Below are 17,057 nucleotides of genomic sequence, written 5' to 3'. Positions count from 1 at the left end.
TTCAAGGTATAATAATAAACGTTGAGGCGGTATAGCCAAGTGGTAAGGCACGGCTCTGCAAAAGCTTGATCGTCGGTTCAAATCCGTCTACCGCCTTTCAGTACCTGAATTAACAGGAATTATCCGAATAAAAAAGCCCGTAAAATCGGGCTTTTTTGTTATTCCAAATAGATAGGGATAACTGTATCTACCATATAGATTTACAAAAAGCAGCGACTCAAGTCACTGCTTTATTCTGTTTCTTCTTCAGTCTCTATTTCAGTGATTTGGACTTTTACCTTGGTAACACGTCCGTTTTTCACCTTGTCATTGGTTAGGATGATTTGTTTGTTTTGGCTGACCAATTCATAACTGAGTTTTTCAGTCGTTGGAATCATTCCCACACCCGTCAAATAATAACCGGCGATGGTATCAACATCATCACTTTCCAGTTCCACATCAAAGTAGTCATTAAAATCATTAAGATTCATGGTACCTTGAACGATATAGGTATCTTCTCCTATTTGATGGACTTCAATTTCAGCCTTGTCAGTCTCATCATCAATCTCACCAACAATTTCTTCTAAGAGGTCCTCCAGAGTTACCAAACCAGCCATTCCACCATATTCATCTAGTAAGATGGCCATTTGATTTTGGGTATTTCGAAGTTCTTTAAGAAGATCGTCCACAAAGATAGTCTCAGGAACAAACAGTGGCGTTTGGAGAATTCGTTTCCAGACAATATTGTCAAAGCCATCCACAAAAGCGGCATTCAACAAGCGCTTGGTGTGGATCAAACCAATAACATTATCCTTATCCCCATCATAAACAGGGATACGTGAGAAATTTTGCTTTAAAATACTCTCGATAATCGTTTGACTGTCATCCTGAATATCCACCATAAAGGCATCTGTTCGAGGCACCATTACCTCACGAGCCATTAGTTCATCTAAAGAAAAGACTCCCTGTAGCATTTCAATCTCATCTGCATCCAGCGTTTCTTCACTATTGGTAAGCATATACTCAATTTCATCACGTGTCATCTTTTCATCAGCATCATCAAAGGTCATTGGCGTCACACGGCTCAATAGATTCGTTGAGGCTGACAAAAGCCAAACAAAGGGACTGACAATTTTCCCCAAACCAATAATGACTGGTGCTGTTCGGATAGCCAAGGTATCTTTCAGATTTAGAGCAATTCTCTTGGGATAGAGTTCCCCAAAAACAATGGAAATATAGGTCAAAAACGCTAAAGATAGAAAACTTGCAATAGCGGAAGCTGTTTCACTGTTCCCTATCCAAGATGCAATTTCGCGTCCTAGAGTCTCCGCTAAACTGGCCCCAGACAAAATGGTAATTAACGTGATACCAACTTGAATCGTTGATAAAAAGTGGTTAGGATTTTCAAGTACCTTTAACAAACGGATGTAACGTTTGTCTCCCTCTTCTGCCTTTTGTTCTACTCGGGAACGGTTTAGTGACACCATTGCCATCTCAGTGGCTGAGAAAAAAGCATTTAACAAGGTCAAGATAAATAATAATACAAACTGTAGCAACAAATGCTGACTGCTCGGGTCTTCCATAGTCCTTCTCCTAAAATAGTATCTTGTGTTCCATTATATCATAAAATCGATCAGGATTCACATTATTTTTCATTTAAAGAACAACTCCCCTGCCTCTAGAAGACAAAGGAGCTGTTTTTATTATATCTATTGTTTCTAATCTGTCACTGTTACTTGACCCGTTTGGTAATCAAGCTGGATTCCCTTTTGAACATTGGGGATTAGGACATTGAATTCCAATTCGCCATCTGAAGACTTGGCTTCGATTTGTGAAGCCGATGGAACTAGGTCCTCATTTGTCGCATAGTGGAGCGTCACCCGATAACGGATCCTCTTGTTTTGGTCCAAGGCTTTTCTGACCAAACTCTCATAGTAGTTCTGACCTGTCGAATCTTCAGCCTGTGCTTGGTTTGCCCAAGCTGTCTGGACTGCAATGTTCTTGGGATTGCTAGTAGAGGCATCAAAACCATCCAGACCTCCTATCAAGGCATAGCCCAGCAGGTGTCCTCTATCAACTGCATGTGTATAGGCTCCCTTTAGATTCTTGACCTGATGCCATCCTGGTGGCGTCCAAGAGGTTGAGCCATTTCCAGTCTCTTCACGATTCTTATACTGCCGAGTCGCTTTGGATAAGATGGCATTGGCAACAGTTGGAACTGTTTCTTTTCCCACTGTCTTTGTTTTATTATCCGCATAGGGTTTGCTGGAAACCTTGGCATCTAGATTGGTTTTATTGCCATTGACAATGAAGGCCCCTGCTCCATTCCACTCGAGCCCCCCCTTAATTTGATTTTTGATTGACTCGGTTAAGACACTTTCTGCCAACTCCTGACTAGGAGCTTCTGAAGCTTGTTTTTTCTGACTAACCTTTGTTCTAGGGGAGTTTGGCGCTGTCTGCATCTGCTTGATGTAGTAGCTTCCAGCAGCCAATAGTAAGAATAGAAGTAATCCTATCAGAGCTTGTCTTGTTTTTTTGTCCATTTTTCTCCTTATTTCTTTAGAAAAAGACTGGTCTCCCAGTCTAATTTCCTGTAAATTTGCTAATCAATTCCTGCCACTTTGCTGGAGACAAGATAGCCCATGGATCCTGTCCCTTTCCTAGGATGCCATAGCCTACCATCAAGCCGATTCCTAAAGCCAGAAAGCCTAGCAATAGTACGATAAAAATCAACAGTAAACGACGGAGTACATAGCGTAAGTTTTTATTCTTCTTCATCATTTGCCTCGATTCGCTGAATCTTCGCTCCTAGCTGAGCCAACTTCTCATGGAAGCGGTAGTAACCTCTATCAAGGTGGACTAATTTACCGACAACTGTTTCTCCTTGCGCCACCAAACCTGTCAAAATTAAAGCCGCACTAGCGCGAAGGTCCGTTGATAGAACTTCTGCCCCTTGCAAAGCCTGTCCCCCAACAATACGAGCTGTATCACGGATAATCTCTGAATGCAAGCCCATACGGCGCATTTCTTCCAAGTGTTGGAAGCGATTTTCAAACACCGTTTCCACCATGGTGGATTCCCCTTTTGCGACTGTCATCAGAGCTGTAAATTGTGCCTGCATATCTGTTGGGAATCCTGGATGTGGTAAGGTTTTTACATGAACAGCCTTGAGATTTTCAAGTTGAGAACGAACACGGATACCTTCTGACTCCTCTGTCACTTCAACACCCATCTCAAGTAGTTTTGAAATCAAGGGACGATTGTGCTCCCATACTGCATCACGAACGAGAACATCCCCACCAGTCATAGCTGCTGCTACCATAAAGGTTCCAGCTTCAATACGGTCCTGTACTACAGTATGAGTCGTACCATGGAGGTTCTCGACACCAGTCACTGTGATTGTTTCGGTACCAGCTCCCTTGACCTTGGCTCCCATTTCATTAAGGAAGATAGCGAGGTCAACAATTTCTGGCTCACGCGCAGCATTTTCAATGACTGTCACACCATCAGCTAAAGTTGCTGCCATCATCAAGTTTTGTGTTGCGCCGACACTAGGGAAGTCCATGTAGATATGAGCGCCATGCAAGTGGTCTGCCTTGGCTTCGATGTAACCAGCTGTCTGAGTGATTTTAGCCCCCATAGCTTCCAAACCTTTGAGGTGGAGGTCGATCGGACGACTCCCGATAGTGCATCCCCCTGGCATGGATACCTTGGCATGACCTACACGAGCAAGGATTGGTCCCAAGACAACGATGGATGCTCGCATCTTGCTGACATATTTATAAGGAGCTTCCTCCGTGATATCACCAGTCGCATCAACCTCGACAACATGAGCTTCCTCATCAAAGTCCACCTTGGCATTCAGACCACGAACTACTTGATTCATGGTGAACACATCTGACAAGATTGGGACATTTTGTAAGACGGTCTTACCCTTGCTTGCTAGAATAGTCGCTGCCAACAAGGGCAAGACTGCGTTCTTTGCTCCCTCGATTGTCACACTCCCAACCAGACGATTATCTCCGCCTTGAACCACAATTTTTTCCATAGTTATTTCCTTTACTTTTGATTTTATAATAGTCCTCTAAGTGCTTCTTGCCACAGTTGGTACAAACTGATAAAGAATGAACTCAAGATGTAGCCCATCACAATACTAAAGAAGCCGACCAACAAACGAACCTTTTTTGTGTTAGTAGCGTTCACTTTTAAAACCTTCTCCCATCTAACAAGATCCTTCAAAAGGTAAAAACTCAAATAAATAAAGAGTATATGACTACTTAGAGTGAATAATAATTGAACCATTTGACTATTATACCATCTTATCCGCTTGCGCGCTAGTTTTCTATTTTTCTACGAATTAGGGATTGTTTTTAAGGTAATCAATCGCATCCTGCAAGGTTTTAACCGGAACGATTTTCATCTCTGTTTTGATCGTTTTAGCAGCTTCTAGGGCTGTTTCATAGTTGCTTTTCGCATTGGGATCTGCTTTTTTTGCTTCCTCAGTGACTGGATTGTCAGGAGCAAAAAAGATGTTGGCTCCCTGGCGAGAGGCTGCAACTACTTTTTTGTCAATTCCACCAATGTCACCAACATTCCCATCACGATCAATAGTTCCCGTTCCCGCAACGATGCGGCCATTACGAAGTCCTGGATCTGCTATCTGGGTGTAGATAGCGAGGCTAAACATGAGACCTGCACTTGGCCCACCGATACCAGCTGTGGAGAAGCGAATTGGAACATCACTGGTTACTTCCGTACGGTCAATCAAACCAATCCCAATCCCGTTTTTTCCGTTTTCGAGAGTGATAATTTTACCTTCAGCAGACTTTACTTTTCCGTCTTCTTCATAGGTTACCTTGACCGTATCCCCTAATTGTTGAGAATTGACATAGTCGACCAAGTCTTTTGAACTGTCAAACGTTTTGTCATTAACAGCCGTCACGGTATCTGCAATGTTCAGAATGCCCTTAAAAGTTGAATTGTCCGTCACGGTCAAGACATAGACACCCAGGTACTTGAGTTCGATATCCTTTCCAGCCGTCTTCAGTCCTTGATACTTGGCCATGTTTTGGGATGTTTGCATGTAGAACTGATTGATCCGCATAAACTCCGCATCAGTAGAGCCACCCGTAGTCTCCTTGGCACTTCTAATATCCGTGAAAGGTGTTAACCAAGCATAGACAAGATGCGATAGAGTTGCATGCCGAATACCGACTGTTACAAACTGGTAAGCTCCTGCTTCTGTATCTTCTGTTTCATTGACTTTTAAAACTTGACGAATATCTTCCGCTCCACCTGGAACTTCTATGTAGTAGGGTAAAGGTACTACAAAGGCTAAAAAAGTCACTACTAGTGCTAGGATGACATATAAGGGCCATCTAGTTTTTTTCTTCATGTTCTAATTCCTCCACAACACTGTTTGGTACATATTGCTGAATCTCCTGACCAAACTTCAGAAGTTCTCTCATGGCTGAAGAGCTAATATAAAGATGCTCTGAGCGACTATATAGGTAAATGGTTTCGATTTCTGGAGCCAGTTGATGATTGTAGTAATCAAAACTAGACTCGTATTGCAAGTCGGTGGCATTCCGCAAGCCACGGACAAGGGTCTTAGCACCCAATCTTCTTGCAACATCTACGACTAGTTGGTCATGAGAAGCCAGCACCTCTACATTATCTAAATGCGCTACCGCTTTTTCGACTGCCCGTTTGCGATTTTCAACAGGGAGAAAGCCTTGTTTGTGGGGATTGTAGAACACCCCGACATAAAGCTTATCAAAGAGTTTGCTGGCACGTTCAATGATATCCAGATGTCCATTTGTCATTGGATCAAATGAACCGGTAAATAATCCAATTTTATCTGACATAGACAGTCACCTTACTAATCCCATATATTTTTTCCTTCCAGATGCCTAAGCAGGCGATTTCTTCTGGAAGTTCTACAGACTTATCGGTTTCGCAGACAACCATGATTTCTTCGGAAAATAGGTTTCTTTCTGCCATTTTTTCGATATCTGCAACGATTTGTTCCTTGGCATAGGGAGGGTCTAAAAAGACCAGGTCAAAGGGACCTGTCACCTGCTCCAAGGCCCGTTCAGCCTCCATCTTTAAGAGCTGAAATTTGGAAACTTCCTTGGTCATTTGGATATTTGCAGCGACGATAGCTTGTGCCCTTCTATCCCGTTCCACTAAGACAGCATGGGACATCCCTCTTGACACAGCTTCAATAGACAGACCACCACTGCCAGCATAGAGATCCAAGACACGACCGCCCTCAAAATAGGGACCTATCATGTTAAAGATAGCTCCACGCACCTTATCTGATGTCGGCCTCGTCGTCTTGCCTTCTAGCGTCTTGAGGGGACGCCCTCCGTAGATTCCTGATACGATTTTCATACCGTTTATTATACCAAATTATAGGCAAAAAGAGAAAGAAAACCGAACCTTGCGGTTCGATTCTCTACAAGATATTTTCATACGTATCGCGGACTTCCTGAGGCCAAACACTGGTCTGAACTTCTCCAATGTGTTTCTTACGAAGAAGGAACATGGCCATCCGAGACTGTCCGATACCTCCACCGATTGTCAATGGGAAAAGGCCGTTAAGCAGGGCTTTATGCCACTCCAGCTCAAGCCGATCTTCGTCTCCTGTAAGAGCCACTTGGCGACGAAGTGTATCCTCATCTACCCGAATCCCCATAGAAGAAAGTTCAAAGGCACAACCAAGAGATTCGTTCCAAACGAGAATATCGCCATTCAACCCTTTGTAGCCATTTTCAGACTCTGTTGTCCAGTCATCGTAGTCAGGTGCACGGCCGTCATGAGGTTTCCCGTCAGGCAACTCGCCACCGATACCAATCAAGAAGACTGCCCCGAACTCTTTACAGATCGCATTTTCACGCTCTTTCGGTGTTAGGTCTGGATAACGTTCCACCAACTCTTCTGTATGGATAAAGGTGATTTGTTTTGGCAAGATGGATTCAATATCGTAGCGTGCTTCTACGGCTAGCTCTGTCAGACGAATAGCCTTGTAAATCTTCTCTACGGTTTCTTTGAGATAAGCAATATTGCGTTGACCATTTGGAATAACCTTCTCCCAGTCCCACTGGTCTACATATACAGAGTGAGTCGCATCAAGCGAATCTTCGTCTGGACGAAGGGCCTTCATGTGGACAAAAAGACCTTCACCCTCACCGAAACCAAACCGAGCCAAGGTGTGGCGCTTCCATTTGGCTAGTGAGTGAACGACTTCATAAGTTTCATCTGGAATCTGCAAGACCTTTACGGATACTGGATGTTCGACACCGGACAGGTTGTCCTGCATCCCATCACCAACCTTGCTCAAGATAGGACCTTGAACTTCAACAACTTCTAACTTATCTTTCAAATACTGGGTAAAGGTGTTTTTGACAAAGGAAATCTCTTCTTGCTGATGAATAAAACTTTTCTTCATAAACGGCTCCTCAAAAATTAGTTAAAAGCATTATACACCTATTTCCAAGAAAAGAAAAGAGTAAATGAGAAAAAGTCAGTGCTCTTTCGAACACTGACTCTGTCATTCATTAATCGTTTCGACCAAAGATTCGTAAGATGCTAAGGAAGAGGTTGATAAAGTCTAGGTAGATGCTGAGTGCCATTGAGATGATCCAACCTGTCGCTACTTGTCCTCGTGACTGCTCATAAACATAGCGAATCTTTTGGTTGTCCCAAGCAATCAAACCTGAGAAAACCAAAACCATAGCAATACTAATCATGTAGTCAAAAAAGCTATTAGCTAAAAATAGATTCACAACCATGGCAATGATGAGGCCAACAAGCGCCGCCATCAAAGCTCGTCCCATGCCACTCAAATCTTTCTTGGTGAAAATTCCGATTACCGCCATGACAAAGAAGAGAAGGGCACTAGATACAAAGGCTGATAAGACGGTCCCAGGTGTATAGAAGGCTACGACAAAACTAAGCGTAAATCCATTTAAAACAGAATAAACTAAAAATACTGGCAGAGCTGCTGGGCTGTTTTTGGCAGCCATGCTACTTGCAACAAAGACCAGAGCAAGTTCTGCAAAAGTTGCAATCATCAACCAGAGACGGCCATGCATTAAAAAGTAGATCAATTGAGACTGAAAAACTGTCAACATCAAAGCTGACACGAGAGCTGATAGACCAATCCCAAGTCCCACAAAAGCATAAACTTTGGCGTAAAATTGATTGAGACCTGAACGTTCTTGAATAATTGTTTGATTCATTCTGATTCTCCTTTTTCTATAAATATGTCTTGATTATAACAAAGATTTTATAAATTAGCTAAAATAAAACATCAATATACCTGCTGCAACTGCCACGTTGAGACTTTCTGCTCGACCTTTCATGCCAATATGAACCAGCTGATCAGCACTCTCAGCCATGATAGAACTAATCCCCTGTCCTTCATTTCCCATGACTAAAGCAAAGTTTTCTAAGGGAGAAAGCTCATGATAATCCTTGGAATCTTTAGATAAGGTCGTTGCCAGAATGGGCAAGTTGCTCTTCTTTGCCTCTTCTACAAAGGAAGCAAGAGATATCCGATAGATGGGCAAGTGAAAATGACTTCCTTGCATGGAACGCAGAGTTTTGAGACTGTAGATATCTGCTGACTTATCAGAAACAATAACCCCTGTAAAACCTGCCGCATCCGCAGTTCGAATCATGGTGCCCACATTACCAGGATCTTGGACATCCTCTAAAAATAGAAACTTACCCTGACGGAAATCAGGCAGTCCTACTTCCTCTTTTTGAATCACTGCAACAATCCCTTGAGGAGTTTGCGTATCTGCTAAATCTAGCAAAACTTCTTCAGAGACCCAGACAGTTTGAGGAAAAGTGGCTAGCTGATCTCGGTAACTTTCTAAGGCAAAAATCTTCTCAATCGTCACTCCTGCTTGAACAGCTTCTTCAAACAAGTGCCAGCCTTCAATCAAATAGGTAGACTTTCGATATTTTTTTTGATGCAATTTCTTGGCATTTTTTACCACAGAATTGGCTTTTGAGGTTATAATAGTCATAGAAGTATTATAACACAATCAAAGGGGTTTGGTATGCAAAAGGTTAGAATGATTGCCCAAGGTAGGGTGCAGGGTGTTGGTTTTCGCTGGGGTGTTTATACTTTAGCTCTTGAAATCGGTGGCATCACTGGTCGTGTCTGGAATAACGACGATGGCACAGTGGAAATTCTTGCTCAGGCAGACTCCTCTGCCACTATGGCAAAATTTATCCAAGAAATCCGAAAAGGTCCGACACCTTTTTCAAAAGTTACCTATCTAGATGTACAAATGAGCAACTTTTCATCCTATCCAGACTTCAAAGTCGCAAATTAGGTCTCTAGAACTATTGTATATTTTACAAAAAAACAGTAGAATAGAAAGGTATAATTTTTAAAGAAGGAATGAAAACATTGAAATCTATTAAACGTTTTGCCCTCTCTGCTATGGGAGTGGCTATGCTACTCGTCTTGTCAGGCTGTGTCCAAGTAGACAAAGCAACAGGACAACCTACTGGTTTTATCTGGAACACTATCGGATCGCCTATGGCAGAGGCTATCAAGTACTTCGCTACTGATAAAGGTCTAGGCTTTGGTGTGGCTATCATTATCGTAACCATTATCGTGCGCTTGATTATCTTGCCACTTGGTATCTACCAATCATGGAAGGCAACGCTTCACTCTGAAAAGATGAATGCCCTCAAACATGTCCTTGAACCACATCAAACACGCCTTAAAGAGGCAACAACTCAGGAAGAAAAACTAGAAGCACAACAGGCTCTCTTTGCTGCACAAAAAGAAAACGGCATCAGCATGTTCGGTGGTGTAGGATGCTTCCCTATCCTCATTCAGATGCCTTTCTTCTCTGCTATCTACTTTGCAGCCCAGTATACTGATGGAGTATCTAGCTCTACCTTCTTGGGTATCAATCTCGGTTCCCCAAGTATGATCCTTGTCGCCTTCGCTGGTATCCTCTACTATCTCCAATCACTCCTTTCACTTCACGGAGTAGAAGATGAGATGCAAAGAGATCAACTCAAGAAAATGATTTACATGAGCCCACTCATGATTGTCGTCTTCTCCCTCTTCGCACCAGCCAGTGTGACACTTTACTGGGTTGTCGGTGGTTTCATGATGATTCTCCAACAGTTCATCGTTAACTATGTTGTTCGTCCAAAACTTCGCAAAAAAGTTCGTGAAGAATTTGCCAAAAATCCACCAAAAGCAAGTTCAGCATCAACTACAGGCGGGCGAAAAGATATCACTCCTAACCAAGCAACTGCAATTACGACTACTAAGAAACATAAAAAACGTAATGCTGGTAAACAACATTCTAGAAAATAAGGTAACGGCTTAGCTGAAAGGCTAAGCCTTTTTTGCATTACAAAAGCCTGATGTTCCCATCAGGCTTCTTTTTATCCATGTACACGCTTCATATAGTCTTGATAGCTTTCTGTGTCCATGAGTTTTTTGGCATTCTTGACACGATCTGCTGTTGGTGGTTTTACCCCTTCAAGTGAGTATGGAATTCCAAGTTCACGCCACTTGAATTCTCCCATAGTGTGATAAGGTAGGATTTCAAACTTATCAACGTTTTTGAGGGTTTTGACGAATTTACCGAGTTCAATCAAGTCCTCATCTCTGTCTGTCAAGCCTGGAACCAGCACATGGCGAATCCACACAGGCTTCCCAATATCTGATAGATATTTTGCACAGGCCAAGATGTTTTTATTGGTTTGACTGGTAACGATCCTGTGTTGTTCATCGTTGATTTCCTTGATATCCAAGAGAACCAAATCTGTCACTGCCATGAGTTTATTAAACTTTTCGAGATAACGTGGTTTATTACGGAATGGAAGGGCACAGGTATCCAAGGTACAGTGGATTCCTTGTTCCTTAGCCTTGGTAAAGAGGGCAATCAAGAAATCAATCTGTAAGAGGGCTTCTCCTCCACTGACAGTGATTCCTCCCTTGTCTCCCCAGAATCCACGGTAGCGAAGGGCTTCTGACAAAACATCGTCTACTGTCCGTCTTCGTGATTTATTGGTCTCCATAGCCCATGTATCGGGGTTATGGCAGTACTGGCAACGCATCTGACAGCCTTGCAAAAAGACAATAAACCGAATCCCAGGGCCATCTACCGCCCCAAAACTCTCTGTCGAATGCACCATTCCTGTCACTTGTCCATAGTCAATTGTTTCTTCAGACATATCGTCACCTTCCTTGAAACCGTTTTATAGTTTTATTATATCACGAGTAAGGTGAAAAACAAGGTTTTTTGTCTATTTTTTAGAAAGCAATCTGTTTTTCACTTTCATTTTCAATTTCTTTTAATGATCCGATTCAAAATCAAAACCATACAAGGTTGCGAAATAGTCCTCAGGGCGCTCTGCACGGCGGATTTGACGGGCTTTCCCTTCTTCGGTATAGAGGATTTCTGCCGAGCGTAGTTTGGCATTGTACTGGTAACCCATGGAGAATCCATGTGCACCTGTATCATGAATCACTAGCAAATCACCGATTTCTGTATAAGGTAGTTCGCGGTTCACTGCAAATTTATCATTGTTTTCACAGAGTGAACCGACCACGTCTACCATCTCAACTGGTCCGTCTGGATGGGTCAGATTGGTAATATGGTGGTAGGCCCCATACATGGCTGGGCGCATGAGGTTGACTGCTGAGGCATCCACGCCCAGATAGGTACGATAGGTTTTTTTCTTATGAGTGACTCTTGTGACGAGAGCTCCGTGAGGGGCTAACATAAAGCGACCCAATTCGGTGAAAATCTTAACCTGACCAAATCCTGCTGGTGTAAGAACTTCTTCATAAACCTTACGCACCCCTTCACCAATCACAGCAATGTCATTTGGCTCCTGCTCAGGACGATAATTGACTCCGATTCCGCCGGAAAGATTGATAAAGTCTAGCGAAATACCCAACTTTTCCTTGGTTTCAACAGCCAATTCAAAGAGCTGACGCGCCAACTCTGGGTAGTAGAGATGGGTGACGGTATTGGATGCTAGGAAAGAGTGAATCCCAAAAGTCTTGGCTCCTTTTTCCTTCAAAATCGCAAAGGCTTCAAAAAGCTGGTCCTTGGTCATGCCAAACTTGGCTTCTCCAGGATTGTCCATGATATCTGTTCCTAGCTCAAAAACGCCACCAGGATTGTAACGACAGGAGATGATTTCTGGAATGCCTGCTGCACGCTCTAAATGTTCAATATCTTCAAAAGCATCCAAGTTAATGGTTGCGCCCAATTCACGCGCATAAGCGTACTCTTGGTCTGGGGTGTTGTTTGAAGAGAACATGATCTCAGAACCGGGGAAATCCAGTTTATGGCTCATCAAAAGCTCCACGTAACTAGAACAGTCCACACCGCAACCTTCCTCTTGGAGGATTTTCAAGATGGCTGGGGTTGGAGTGGCCTTGACTGCAAAATATTCCTTAAAGCCCTTGTTCCAGGAAAAGGCCTGGTTGACGGCTCTTGCTTTTTCACGAATCCCCTTCTCATCATACAAGTGGAAGGGAGTCGGGAACTCTGCAACAATTGTTTCTAAATCTTCACGGCTGATAAATGGTGTTTTCATAAGCATCCTTCTATTCTGTTTGCAAAGAAAGGCTGGGACAATCGTTCCAACCTTTAGTTCTATCTCTTATTTGTCTTCGTCAAAGATATTTCCAATCTCAACATCGATGGATTGGTTCTTAACATCAATATTGGTTACTTTCAAGAGTGACTTGTAATCGAACTGCTTTTCACGTTCTTCTTGGGCATTGTCTGCAAAAACTGCGACACCAGCTAGTTCCGAATCAAACTCACGCAAGAGACTGATCATCCCATTGACAGTTCCCCCACCTTTCAAGAAGTCATCCACGATCAAGACACGACTGCCTGCCTTGAGGCTACGTTTTGAAAGGAACATTTTCTCTATGCGGTCACCGCTTGAACCTGAAACATAGTTGACGCTGACCGTTGAACCTTCGGTAATTTTCAAGTCACGGCGCACAATGACAAATGGAACATTGAGGACATTGGCAACTGCATTTGCAAGCGGAACCCCTTTAGTTGCTACTGTCATAACGGCATCGATTTTTTGGTCCATAAAGCTCTTGGCAATGATACGACCAATATTTTTCAAAATGGCAGGCGTACTAAGCAGATCAGACAGGTAGATATAGCCGCCTGGCAAGATACGATCGCTTTCTGAAAGTTTGTCACGCAAGTCTGCGATCATTTCTTTGGCTTCATGACTCGAAATTGATGGTGTAAAGATAACGCCACCACCTGCTCCAGTCACAGTCTGAATATGGCCGATTTCAATTTCCTCAAAGGCACGCTTGATAATCACGATATCCTCCGAAATCGATGATTTAGCAGATTCGTACTTTTCTGCAAAGGTGTTGAGACTTGTTAGTTTGTATGGATTATTAATCAAATAGTTGGAAATGACAACCATCCGATCACTTCTTCTTAATTTCATTTTTATTTACCATTCCATTTAATTTTGATATTTTATCCATTATACCATATTCACATAAAAAAACGAACATTATTGCGTAAAAAATGCTCGTTTTTCTTAAATTATTAATCTAAATCTGGTTTATAGAAGGAACGATTGTCCATAGCGAAGATTTTATTGGTCATCTCTCCTTTGTCCACCAAAGCTAGAGCTGTTGACATCATCATCATGCTGGCATCTAGATTGTCAATCATATGGATAATCTCTGCCTCCATGATACGTGGACGAACCGGGCTTCCATACTCCAGTAAGCCATGATGACTGAGGATGACATGGCGCAGTAGCACCACTTCTTCCCTAGTATCATCGATGCCGAGTTCCATGACTGTCTTGGTAATTTCACTATCGATCAGGGCGATATGCCCAAGGAGATTGCCTCGAACTGTGTACTCCGTCTGGTCTGGTCCCGTCAACTCAATGACTTTGGCCAAATCATGCAGCATAATCCCAGCATAGAGCAGGCTCTTATTGAGCTGAGGATAGATGTCACTAATGGCATCTGCCAAGCGCACCATGGTTGCTGTATGATAGGCCAAACCCGTCTCAAAGGCATGGTGGTTGGTCTTGGCAGCTGGATAGGAGTAGAATTCCTTATCATACTTGGTGTAGAGACTACGAACGATACGCTGCCAGACAGGATTTTCAATCTTGAAAATCATTTGTGACATGTAGTCACGAATCTCCTTGACATCAACCGGCGATTTGACCTTGAAGTCAGCTGGATCGTTGGGTTCCCCAGGCTGAGGCAATCGAAGAGTAATTTGATTGACTTGAGGAGTATTATTATAGACTTCTCTGCGTCCCTGCATGTGGACTACTTTCCCAGCGGTAAAGGCCTCAACGTTATGAGGTTGGGCATCCCAGAGTTTCCCTTCAATCTCGCCACTATCGTCTTGGAAGGTAAAGGCTAGGTAGTTTTTCCCAGCACGCGTCTGTCTCAGGTCAGCTGACCTAATCAGGTAAAAACCTTCAAACAGCTCATCTTTTTTCATGTGACTAATCTTCATATTCTTCCTCATCTTCTTGGAAATGGAGTAGATCAAGCGCAGGCTCACCTTCTGATAATTCAATGTGACGGAGCGTCCGCTCGATAGCTGTGGTACGACGGTTTAATAATTCATCAATATTACCAGAGGCATGTTGGAGATGTTTTTGTGCCTTGACCAGAATGCCTCCGAACTTGCCAAACTCGGTCTTGACGCTGGCAAGAGTCTTGCTGATATGGTCAGCACTCTTTTGGATATTGAGAGTCTTGAAGCCAACTGATAGAGAGTTAAGCAGGGCTGATAAGGTACTTGGACCTGCGACAATAATCTGCTCCTCCCGTCTCAAATCATCAAAGAAGACCGGATTGCGAACGATTTCTGAATAAAGACCTTCTGTCGGAACAAACAAGACTCCAAAATTGGTCGTCCGAGGTGGCGCCAGATACTTGCTCTTGATATCCTTGGCAAATCGCTTGACGCTAGCTAGGAGTGACTTGCGACAACGTTCGATTTCGTCCTTGTCACCTGCTTCATAGGCTTCTTCTAGGCGGTAATAATCCGCCAGTGGAAACTTGGAGTCAATCGGCAAATAGACATATTCCTGGTCGCCTTGGCCAGGTAACTTGATGGCGTACTCTACTCGCTCGCTAGAGTTTTCAACCGTTGCGTATTCTCGTTCGTACTGGGCTGGTGTCATGATGTCTTCGATGATTTGCCCCAGTTGCAATTCACCTAGAATCCCTCGCGTCTTGGTTCCAGATAAGACCTTATTAAGCGTACCGACATCTCGCGCAACAGTCTGCATTTCACCTAGGCCACGATTGACAGATTCTAGTTGCTTGGAAACTGTCTCAAAAGAGGCCTGCAAGCGCGTCTGCAAGGTCTTTTCCAGTTTTTCCTCGACCGTTTGGCGCATTTGTTCTAAGCGTTGGTCATTTGATTCCTGCAAGGCTTGGAGGCGTTGGTCAGTCTTATCTCTGGTTTGGAGGAGGTTCTCATTCATCTCCTGCCGAACCTGAGTCAGACCTTGGTGCAACTCCATTCGCACTTCTTGCAAACGGTCGCTGACAGCCACTTCCAAGTCTTTTTGATCCAGCTGACTGGCTTGTCTGGCTTGTTCAAAGCGATAATCCAGTTGATCTGAAAGATTGTCTGCTTGATCCTCCAAGCTCTTGGCTAGGTACTTGTCTTGCTTATCCTGCCTTTGCCAAATGAGAAAGAGTCCAGCTAGGTTGGCAATTAATAATAGTAATAATACAGTCTCCATCCTACCTCCTGTCCTTGCTATGCAGCACGACGACATAGCCATCTGGGCAAGTTATCGAAACTTCCCTATCTATATATTCGTTAGAAGCGTACACTTTTTTAAAGAAAAAATTTTCCTCTGTCAACTCATACTTGGCACCAAGAATGGTCAGCTGGCTATCCCGAACCGGCATAAAGGCTAGATAATCGTAGTCCGAGCGGGTCTCTAGTTGACTGGTCCCTTCTGGACAATAGGCAATCACATTTTGCCCATCCTCAATCGCTATCTGGCGCATATAGGGTGCCAACTTGGGATTGCTAGGCAGAAAAACATTAGCCAGCATATGGTCAATACGACCACCAAAAGCCCCAAAAATAGTTACCTGAGCCTGAGAATTTTGCTCAAAGATGGTTAAGAGAGCCAATTCCAGATCTGTATCATCCTTTTCTGGCTGGGCTTGAACAAAATGTTGGGCACGTTTTTGAATCAACTGACGTTCGTCTGCAGTCACCGAATCAAAATCTCCAACTGCTAGAGTGAGAGGCAAGTCTTCTTCCAAGACCCAGAGCGAGCCTCGATCCACACCGACAAAGCAATCAAAATCCGTCCGATAATGACCGCGATCTCCGCCGGCAAAAACGGCAACCCTAGTCCAATTGTTTTCTGAGAGTTTGCACTCGTTCATTGACATCTCCCTTAAAGACATAAGACCCTGCTACAAAAACGGTAGCACCAGCTTCTTTGGCTTGAGCAATGGTCTGATCATCAATACCACCATCGACTTCAATCTCAAAGTCCAAGCCTTTTTCCTCACGAAGGGCAACCAACTCACGAACCTTGTCCATGGTTTCAGGCAGAAAGGCTTGACCGCCAAATCCAGGGTTCACTGTCATGACCAAGACTTGGTCAACTAGGTGAAGGACGTGCTTGATCGCCTCGACAGGTGTCCCAGGATTGATAACAACCGAAGGTTTAACACCGAGAGAGCGAATTTTTTGGAGGGCGCCATGGATATGAGGCGTTGCTTCCACATGGATACTGATGATATCTGCACCTGCACGCACAAAATCTTCTAGATGATGCTCAGGATTCGCCACCATCAAGTGGCAGTCAAAGACCATCTTGCTATGGGGGCGAAGAGCTTCAACCACACCTGCACCAAAACTGATTTGTGGTACAAAGTGACCATCCATGATATCGATATGGGCATACTCTGCTCCAGTTGCTTCTAGGCGTTTGATTTCACGTTCAAAGTTGGCATAATCTGCTGCCAGAATTGACGGAGCAATCTTGTATTGAGACATAGGTTT

General features: G+C 43.6%; 20 protein-coding genes and 1 tRNA gene. 3 read left to right on the top strand and 18 right to left on the bottom strand.

The window, feature by feature from the left end; translation table 11 throughout:
* Positions 1-25: 25 nt before the first annotated feature.
* Positions 26-96, top strand: a tRNA-Cys gene (locus EKB01_RS07660).
* Positions 97-230: 134 nt separating this feature from the next.
* Here the strand turns inward: EKB01_RS07660 and EKB01_RS07655 are convergent.
* The 11 genes from EKB01_RS07655 to EKB01_RS07605 all read right to left on the bottom strand — a co-directional run bounded on the left by EKB01_RS07655 (position 231) and on the right by EKB01_RS07605 (position 9,020).
* Complete coding sequence (locus EKB01_RS07655; protein WP_000390009.1) at positions 231-1,562, bottom strand: hemolysin family protein; 1,332 nt, start codon at positions 1,560-1,562, stop codon at positions 231-233.
* Between the two features lie 135 nt (positions 1,563-1,697).
* Entirely contained in the window at positions 1,698-2,522 is an 825-nt protein-coding gene (locus EKB01_RS07650; RefSeq protein ID WP_045616474.1) for a DNA/RNA non-specific endonuclease, read from the bottom strand.
* Positions 2,523-2,562: 40 nt separating this feature from the next.
* Positions 2,563-2,757, bottom strand: a complete 195-nt coding sequence (locus tag EKB01_RS07645; RefSeq protein WP_000739701.1) for a DNA-directed RNA polymerase subunit beta — start codon at positions 2,755-2,757, stop codon at positions 2,563-2,565.
* Positions 2,744-4,027: a UDP-N-acetylglucosamine 1-carboxyvinyltransferase gene (gene murA, locus EKB01_RS07640; protein ID WP_084852082.1), complete on the bottom strand. Its 1,284-nt coding sequence runs from the start codon at positions 4,025-4,027 to the stop codon at positions 2,744-2,746. Before murA ends, EKB01_RS07645 begins: the two co-directional genes overlap by 14 nt.
* Before the next feature lie 23 nt (positions 4,028-4,050).
* Positions 4,051-4,281 carry a DUF1146 family protein gene (locus EKB01_RS07635; RefSeq protein ID WP_080619411.1) on the bottom strand — a complete coding sequence of 77 codons (231 nt, stop codon included), beginning with the start codon at positions 4,279-4,281 and terminating at the stop codon, positions 4,051-4,053.
* A 55-nt stretch (positions 4,282-4,336) separates the two neighbouring features.
* The gene (locus EKB01_RS07630; protein ID WP_096753361.1) at positions 4,337-5,374 is read right to left on the bottom strand and encodes a SepM family pheromone-processing serine protease; all 1,038 of its coding nucleotides are present in this window, start codon (positions 5,372-5,374) and stop codon (positions 4,337-4,339) included.
* Entirely contained in the window at positions 5,358-5,846 is a 489-nt protein-coding gene (coaD, locus tag EKB01_RS07625; protein WP_109289886.1) for a pantetheine-phosphate adenylyltransferase, read from the bottom strand. The genes EKB01_RS07630 and coaD overlap by 17 nt, the downstream gene beginning before the upstream one ends.
* Positions 5,836-6,375: a 16S rRNA (guanine(966)-N(2))-methyltransferase RsmD gene (gene rsmD / locus EKB01_RS07620; protein ID WP_000706949.1), complete on the bottom strand. Its 540-nt coding sequence runs from the start codon at positions 6,373-6,375 to the stop codon at positions 5,836-5,838. Before rsmD ends, coaD begins: the two co-directional genes overlap by 11 nt.
* A 64-nt stretch (positions 6,376-6,439) precedes the next feature.
* Entirely contained in the window at positions 6,440-7,432 is a 993-nt protein-coding gene (asnA, locus tag EKB01_RS07615; protein ID WP_000747987.1) for an aspartate--ammonia ligase, read from the bottom strand.
* 109 nt (positions 7,433-7,541) lie between these two features.
* Positions 7,542-8,225, bottom strand: coding sequence for a Bax inhibitor-1/YccA family protein (locus EKB01_RS07610; protein ID WP_167266394.1), 684 nt, complete (start codon positions 8,223-8,225; stop codon positions 7,542-7,544).
* 54 nt (positions 8,226-8,279) lie between these two features.
* Entirely contained in the window at positions 8,280-9,020 is a 741-nt protein-coding gene (locus EKB01_RS07605) for an RNA methyltransferase (protein WP_167266392.1), read from the bottom strand.
* Positions 9,021-9,053: 33 nt separating this feature from the next.
* On the opposite strand from EKB01_RS07605, the gene EKB01_RS07600 reads away from it, so the two are divergent.
* A complete protein-coding gene (locus tag EKB01_RS07600; protein WP_001174619.1) occupies positions 9,054-9,332 on the top strand; it encodes an acylphosphatase in 279 nt (92 codons plus the stop codon).
* A 77-nt stretch (positions 9,333-9,409) separates the two neighbouring features.
* A complete protein-coding gene (gene yidC / locus EKB01_RS07595; protein WP_167266501.1) occupies positions 9,410-10,339 on the top strand; it encodes a membrane protein insertase YidC in 930 nt (309 codons plus the stop codon).
* Positions 10,340-10,410: 71 nt separating this feature from the next.
* On the opposite strand, the gene pflA is transcribed toward yidC, so the two are convergent.
* The 7 genes from pflA to rpe form a co-directional block, all read right to left on the bottom strand.
* Positions 10,411-11,205 (bottom strand): pyruvate formate-lyase-activating protein, encoded by a 795-nt coding sequence (gene pflA / locus EKB01_RS07590; protein WP_007522398.1) that lies wholly within the window; start codon positions 11,203-11,205, stop codon positions 10,411-10,413.
* Positions 11,206-11,325: 120 nt separating this feature from the next.
* The gene (locus EKB01_RS07585; RefSeq protein ID WP_167266388.1) at positions 11,326-12,582 is read right to left on the bottom strand and encodes a diaminopimelate decarboxylase; all 1,257 of its coding nucleotides are present in this window, start codon (positions 12,580-12,582) and stop codon (positions 11,326-11,328) included.
* 66 nt (positions 12,583-12,648) lie between these two features.
* Positions 12,649-13,476 carry a pur operon repressor gene (gene purR, locus EKB01_RS07580; RefSeq protein WP_002874197.1) on the bottom strand — a complete coding sequence of 276 codons (828 nt, stop codon included), beginning with the start codon at positions 13,474-13,476 and terminating at the stop codon, positions 12,649-12,651.
* Positions 13,477-13,580: 104 nt separating this feature from the next.
* Positions 13,581-14,522 (bottom strand): 3'-5' exoribonuclease YhaM family protein, encoded by a 942-nt coding sequence (locus EKB01_RS07575; protein WP_109289891.1) that lies wholly within the window; start codon positions 14,520-14,522, stop codon positions 13,581-13,583.
* Positions 14,512-15,768, bottom strand: coding sequence for a DNA recombination protein RmuC (locus EKB01_RS07570; protein ID WP_167266385.1), 1,257 nt, complete (start codon positions 15,766-15,768; stop codon positions 14,512-14,514). Before EKB01_RS07570 ends, EKB01_RS07575 begins: the two co-directional genes overlap by 11 nt.
* Position 15,769: 1 nt before the next feature.
* Positions 15,770-16,432: a thiamine diphosphokinase gene (locus EKB01_RS07565; RefSeq protein ID WP_167266382.1), complete on the bottom strand. Its 663-nt coding sequence runs from the start codon at positions 16,430-16,432 to the stop codon at positions 15,770-15,772.
* Positions 16,395-17,051 (bottom strand): ribulose-phosphate 3-epimerase, encoded by a 657-nt coding sequence (rpe, locus tag EKB01_RS07560; protein ID WP_167266380.1) that lies wholly within the window; start codon positions 17,049-17,051, stop codon positions 16,395-16,397. Before rpe ends, EKB01_RS07565 begins: the two co-directional genes overlap by 38 nt.
* Between the last annotated feature and the right edge of the window lie 6 nt (positions 17,052-17,057).

The organism is Streptococcus sp. CCUG 71758, from assembly GCF_011714815.1.
GTDB classification, from domain to species: domain Bacteria; phylum Bacillota; class Bacilli; order Lactobacillales; family Streptococcaceae; genus Streptococcus; species Streptococcus halitosis.
Note: the sequence above shows the minus strand (reverse complement) of the source record. Positions and strands in the feature narration are given on the sequence as shown.

Coding starts and splice junctions, on each gene's coding strand:
- rsmD (WP_000706949.1), bottom strand. CDS start 6,375: ATGAAAATCGTATCAGGAATCTACGGAGGGCGTCCCCTCAAGACGCTA.
- EKB01_RS07575 (WP_109289891.1), bottom strand. CDS start 14,522: ATGAAGATTAGTCACATGAAAAAAGATGAGCTGTTTGAAGGTTTTTAC.
- EKB01_RS07645 (WP_000739701.1), bottom strand. CDS start 2,757: ATGAAGAAGAATAAAAACTTACGCTATGTACTCCGTCGTTTACTGTTG.
- EKB01_RS07565 (WP_167266382.1), bottom strand. CDS start 16,432: ATGAACGAGTGCAAACTCTCAGAAAACAATTGGACTAGGGTTGCCGTT.
- EKB01_RS07600 (WP_001174619.1), top strand. CDS start 9,054: ATGCAAAAGGTTAGAATGATTGCCCAAGGTAGGGTGCAGGGTGTTGGT.
- coaD (WP_109289886.1), bottom strand. CDS start 5,846: ATGTCAGATAAAATTGGATTATTTACCGGTTCATTTGATCCAATGACA.
- asnA (WP_000747987.1), bottom strand. CDS start 7,432: ATGAAGAAAAGTTTTATTCATCAGCAAGAAGAGATTTCCTTTGTCAAA.
- rpe (WP_167266380.1), bottom strand. CDS start 17,051: ATGTCTCAATACAAGATTGCTCCGTCAATTCTGGCAGCAGATTATGCC.
- EKB01_RS07650 (WP_045616474.1), bottom strand. CDS start 2,522: ATGGACAAAAAAACAAGACAAGCTCTGATAGGATTACTTCTATTCTTA.
- EKB01_RS07585 (WP_167266388.1), bottom strand. CDS start 12,582: ATGAAAACACCATTTATCAGCCGTGAAGATTTAGAAACAATTGTTGCA.
- EKB01_RS07605 (WP_167266392.1), bottom strand. CDS start 9,020: ATGACTATTATAACCTCAAAAGCCAATTCTGTGGTAAAAAATGCCAAG.
- EKB01_RS07655 (WP_000390009.1), bottom strand. CDS start 1,562: ATGGAAGACCCGAGCAGTCAGCATTTGTTGCTACAGTTTGTATTATTA.
- EKB01_RS07570 (WP_167266385.1), bottom strand. CDS start 15,768: ATGGAGACTGTATTATTACTATTATTAATTGCCAACCTAGCTGGACTC.
- murA (WP_084852082.1), bottom strand. CDS start 4,027: ATGGAAAAAATTGTGGTTCAAGGCGGAGATAATCGTCTGGTTGGGAGT.
- EKB01_RS07635 (WP_080619411.1), bottom strand. CDS start 4,281: ATGGTTCAATTATTATTCACTCTAAGTAGTCATATACTCTTTATTTAT.
- EKB01_RS07610 (WP_167266394.1), bottom strand. CDS start 8,225: ATGAATCAAACAATTATTCAAGAACGTTCAGGTCTCAATCAATTTTAC.
- pflA (WP_007522398.1), bottom strand. CDS start 11,205: ATGTCTGAAGAAACAATTGACTATGGACAAGTGACAGGAATGGTGCAT.
- purR (WP_002874197.1), bottom strand. CDS start 13,476: ATGAAATTAAGAAGAAGTGATCGGATGGTTGTCATTTCCAACTATTTG.
- EKB01_RS07630 (WP_096753361.1), bottom strand. CDS start 5,374: ATGAAGAAAAAAACTAGATGGCCCTTATATGTCATCCTAGCACTAGTA.